This window comes from Streptomyces sp. NPDC041796 (genome assembly GCF_055590785.1).
On sequence record NZ_JBVJAH010000071.1, the window covers coordinates 1 to 4,930 of the forward strand.

The window sequence follows — 4,930 nt, forward strand, 5'->3', positions numbered from 1 at the left end:
ACCCACCCCCACCACCAGCTCGCACAATCACGCTGGTCCCACCCACCAAACCAACCAGCAAACGCCAGAAAACAGCCTAAATCACCGGTATTGCGGCTAACCGCAGTTGCGCATGGTCGGCCTGGTGGAGTGCGGTACCCACGCCGTCTTCGATGCTGCGGTCGGAGGCTTGCGCACCGGAGAGCAGGCTCTGGCCCGGGCGGTCCTGGTGTCCCTGCGACCGGGGATGCTGCTGCTGGCCGACCGTGGCTTCTGCGGCGTGGACCTGTGGCGCACAGCCGCGGCCACGGGGGCGGACTTGCTGTGGCGAGTCCGCAAAGACCTCGTGCTGCCGGTGGCCGAGCAGTTGTCGGACGGCTCGTATCTCACCGAGATCTTCGATCGCAGCGACATCCACCACACCCGTCGTGGGGTGCCAGTACGCGCGGTGGAATACACCATCGCCGGCCATGAGGGCGTCTACCGGCTCATCACCACGATCCTCGACCCGGACAAGGCCCCGGCCGCGGAACTGGCCGCCCTCTACCCCAGCGATGGGAGTTCGAGTCCACCCTCGACGAAATCAAGACCCACCTCGGCGGGTCGCACCTGGTACTGCGTTCGCAGCACCCTGACGGGGCCGAGCAGGAACTTTACGGCTTTCTGCTCGTCCACCATGCGATCCGGCACCTGATGCACCAGGCCGCACGACAAGCCGACCAAGACCCCGACCGGATCTCCTTCACCCGCCCACCTGCGCGTCGTGCGCCGCCAGGTCACCGACCAGGCGGCATTTTCCCCCCGGCCGACTCGCCCGCGCGGTCAAAGCCACCCACGCTGAACTCCTCGAACGCCTCCTGCCACGGCGACGCCGCCGGGCCAACCCCCGCGTCATTAAACGCAAAGTCGCCAGCCGGCCCCTCAAACGCGCTGCCCACCGCGCTGCAGACCGCCCCTGTGCTGCAGCCGTCACCATCGTTGGCGCCACCAAACCCAAACGGGTCAAGCGGGCACCAAAGCCCTAAGTTACCGGTATTGGGCCTAGCCTCGAAGTTTCGTGACGGTCCGCCGACTGAGTCGGGGGGCCGTTTTCGTGTCGTGGGCTGAGGTGGCAGGCCGAGGGCCCGGGTGTCGTCTCGGGGTGGCGCCGGATTCCACTGCTCCGGGTGTTGGAGTGCTGTCGAAGGGGCGGGTCCGCTGGTCAGCCAGTTGGGTGAGCCGGTCGAGGGCTGCGGTGATGTGACTGGTCCAGGGCCAGTGTCGGGCCAGGCGGAGGGTTCGCCGACGGCCGGTGGTCACGAGCTGTCCGGCCGCGGTGAACAGGCGGAGCCGCAGGCGGCGTGGTTCCCAGAGCCTGGCCTTGCCGGTCAGGGCGAGCATCGGCATCCAGGCCAGCAGGTCGGGAGCCGATCTGCACGATCTCCAGCCAGATCCGGTTCTGGGCCGTGCGGTGCAGGGGCAGGTCGCGCAGGCCGGTAGCCCCGGCGGCGCGGATGGGGTCCTCGGCCCGGGCCCGCAGCCGGTGACGGAGCTCGAGGCCGGCGATCGGCCGGTCCGAGGTGTTGGTGGCGAAACAGGTCAGCCGCACGGCGAGCGTGCCGTCGACGAGGACGTACCCGGGGCGGGCTTGCCGCAGTGCGCGGGTGAGCGGGACAGCGCGGGAAGACAGGTGCGTGATCACGCTGTGTACATAGGCGTGGGCGGTGCTCTCGCTGCTCCGGAATCCGGCGGCGGTCTAGGCGAGGGTGTCATGCTTCCGCAGATATACGAGTGCGATCAGGGCCCGCTGGGAGGCCGGCAGCTTGCACCGGCGGTCACCCTCCCGGGTGACGATCAGCATTGTGACCCACTCCACGAGGGCATGCGGAAGGTCCAGTGCGGCAGGAGTAGGTAACCAACAAGGCTCCCTGGCAGATGAGTTGAGACGTGAGACCTCTCGCCCAACCGTCCGGGAGCCTTGTCCGTTACGAGCCCTCGCCTGTCACCCGATCAGCGGCCAACTCGAAGAAGCTGAATGATCAAAGGATCGATGTCTCACTCCCAATCATCCGCTCACTGCCTAAAGCGTGTTGGCAGAAGGCTTCGGTCCGGTATTTCCCGTGTAGGGGTGGGGTGTTGAGGGCTGAGGCGTTGTGGGTGGAGACGTTCACGGTTCTGCGGATGCGGCAGTTCGAGTGGCTGCTGAAGGTCGTGCGGGAACGGGGTGCGGTCCGGGTGGCGGCCGGCCGTGGTGCCTGCTGGCGGACCGGGTGCTGCTGGTGGCCGTCTACTACCGTACGAACCTCACCATGCGGCAGCTCGCGCCGCTGTTCGGCTGCTCGCCGGCGACCGTGTGCCGGGTGATCCAGCGGCTGCGGCCGCTGCCGGCCATCGAGCCGGCCACCCGCCCGGCCGACGCGGTCGACCGGCTGTGGATCGTGGACGGCACCCTCATCCCGGTCCGCGACCGGAAGGTGGGTGCGTCCTCACGCAACTACCGGTTCTCTGCGAACGTGCAGGTCATCATCGACGCCGGCACCAAGCTGGTGGTCACGGCGGGCCGGCCGGTGCCGGGCAACACCGCGGACGCGAGGGCCTGGCGGGACTCCCGTCTGGCCCGGCACTGCGAAGGCGTGACCGTGCCGGGCGAGGGCCCCTACATCAACACCGGCCTCGTCGTCCCGCACCGCAAACGACCCGGCCGAGCCCTCCTGCCGGGCGAGGAAGCAGACAACGCCAGGCCCGGGCCCGTGTCGAGCACGCCTTCGCCCGCATGAAGTACTACAAGATCCTCCGCGACTGCCGCCAGCGCGGCGACGGACTCCACCACGCCGTCCAAGCCGTCGCCCACACGCACAACCTCGCCCTCATCGCATGACCAGGCAGGCCCTGAACCTGGTCCTGACCTGCCCACACACGACCTTCTGCAACACGCTTTAGGCAGTGGGAGTGGAGGGACTCGAACCCTCACGCCATGAAAGACACCGGGACTTGAATCCGGCGCGTCTGCCAATTCCGCCACACTCCCAACATCCAGCAGCGTACGAAATTTCTCTCACAGTTCAAGCTAAGACCCGAAACTTCACTCATCCAACGGAACATGCGAACCTCAGGCATCAAGTCGTTGGTGCGCCCGCCAAGTCGAACTCTTGTACCTGGTTATCTCGTTTCTCATGGTTCCGCGCTCCCTCGTAGGGCATCGCGGCGCAGCGCTGCTCTGATGGAGTTCACTTCCCGCTCAAGTTGTTCCAGACGCCGTCTCTCTTCAGCGTGCAGCTGAATCGCTTCCTCGATCACCCCTGGAGGGAGTCCTAAATCGGCCAGCTCGGCGTGAGACGTGGGCCTATTACGCAACATGTGAATTTCCCCCTGAACTTGTCGGTAGGCTTGTCGTGCAAGCAGGAGCGGGTACCTGACAAGGATCCAGTGATTGCGCTGATGGGCAGGAATCAGCTCCCATAGCCATCTATATGCACTCCTCTCCCACTCTGGAGTGTTTGGAGTCATCACTTCCCTTGGCCACGGGGAGGAGTTACTAGTGAGCTGATTCCGGGGGGACATGTTGTAAACTCCGAACTCTTGTGGCGCGGCAGTACCGCTCCTTAGGGAGGCTGTCCACGGATTTCTGAGTGACTCCCAGATAGGGTCACCGAGATGGAAGCAAAGCATGACTGATCTTGATCGAGGTCGAAGGATGCCCCTAGTGCAATAGGGCCATATGCGGTCTTCCCTAAAGCTTTGGGTGCCGCCTACGTGTGTATGCGCAAGCCCATCCGCCATTCCTCATTGCTCTCTGGTTCCTGGAGAAATAGAGGCCTCATCGCAACTTCAGTGACGATGTGGCGAGGACACGCAGGTACCTGCTGCCCCGCACTCAGCGGGGTGCTTTCTTGACTGCCTGAGGCAGCTGACGGTGTGACACTCTGAGGCTACGCACAGCCGATTACCGTTGCCTGACGGCACCCTCATCCCGGTCCGCGACCGGAAGGTGGGTGCGTCCTCACGCAACTACCGGTTCTCTGCGAACGTGCAGGTCATCATCGACGCCGGCACCAAGCTGGTGGTCACGGCGGGCCGGCCGGTGCCGGGCAACACCGCGGACGCGAGGGCCTGGCGGGACTCCCGTCTGGCCCGGCACTGCGAAGGCGTGACCGTGCCGGGCGAGGGCCCCTCGGTCTGGCCCGACACCACAGCCGGCGGGAGAACCTGCCCGACACAATCCGGGCCGTCGCAGGACTCCTCACCGACCAACAGACGGCTCGGCCCTCAACCACCCTCGCACTGCCCGCCAGACCAGCATGATCAACCGGGCAATCCCACGGCCGAACACATCCTCACACCAACCATGCACGAGGTCGTTAGACTAGGCTCTCCCTCCCGCCGGGCGCGGGATGGCTGCCTCGGGACCGGGCGTTAACCAGGACGCCTCTGTCGCCCGTCCCGAGGCAAGTTACGGATCGAGGCTGCCGTCCACGGTGCGTGATGGTTCGATCCGACGGCCCGGCGGCACAGCCGCCGCACGGTCTCCCGCCACCGGCCGGTGACCACGCAGCCCAACCGGCGGTTCACTGCGCAAAGGCCTTCCCCTGGTTCACGGACTCGCGCAAGATGCGGGTGATGCACTTTTGCAGCGCCGGTAGTAGCACCCAGCGTGATGAACCGCCAGAAGTCTCCGCTGGAGAGGAGGGGGCCACCCTCTTCACGCCCGGATGGATACCGGCGCCGTGTTCGGCACGGTGAGCCGCTGGGCTGACCGTGTGGTATGTCGCCCAAAAGGTGACGATCCTGCAGAGCTAGTGCCGTATCGGGCAACGTTCGCCCTGTCGTGATGTGTTGCACAGTTGCTGCGCTGGGTGGTGTCGGCGTACGACCTCAGCTGGCCCTGGCAAGATTTCCGTGACGCCGGGGTGTGCGACCGTGCGCCGGTGACGCTCCGTCACGGATAGTGGCGTCTGAGATGGGCCATGAGGAT

At 65.8% G+C, this 4,930-nt stretch carries 1 protein-coding gene, 1 tRNA gene and 4 pseudogenes; 3 read left to right on the forward strand and 3 right to left on the reverse strand.

Annotated elements, in window-relative coordinates:
* Positions 1–112 precede the first annotated feature (112 nt).
* Entirely contained in the window at positions 113–673 is a 561-nt protein-coding gene (locus ACZ6C1_RS38565; protein ID WP_469247697.1) for a transposase, read from the forward strand.
* Positions 674–1,185: 512 nt separating this feature from the next.
* On the opposite strand, the pseudogene ACZ6C1_RS38570 reads toward ACZ6C1_RS38565, so the two are convergent.
* Positions 1,186–1,567, reverse strand: a pseudogene (locus ACZ6C1_RS38570) (transposase); the annotation flags it as partial.
* Positions 1,568–1,819, reverse strand: a pseudogene (locus tag ACZ6C1_RS38575) (helix-turn-helix domain-containing protein); the annotation flags it as partial.
* A 320-nt stretch (positions 1,820–2,139) separates the two neighbouring features.
* Between ACZ6C1_RS38575 and ACZ6C1_RS38580 the strand changes: the two are divergent.
* Positions 2,140–2,836 (forward strand): annotated as a pseudogene (locus ACZ6C1_RS38580) (transposase family protein).
* Positions 2,837–2,902: 66 nt separating this feature from the next.
* Here the strand turns inward: ACZ6C1_RS38580 and ACZ6C1_RS38585 are convergent.
* Positions 2,903–2,986, reverse strand: a tRNA-Leu gene (locus ACZ6C1_RS38585).
* A gap of 912 nt (positions 2,987–3,898) precedes the next feature.
* Here ACZ6C1_RS38585 and ACZ6C1_RS38590 point away from each other — a divergent pair.
* Positions 3,899–4,126 (forward strand): annotated as a pseudogene (locus ACZ6C1_RS38590) (IS5/IS1182 family transposase); the annotation flags it as partial.
* Positions 4,127–4,930 lie beyond the last annotated feature (804 nt).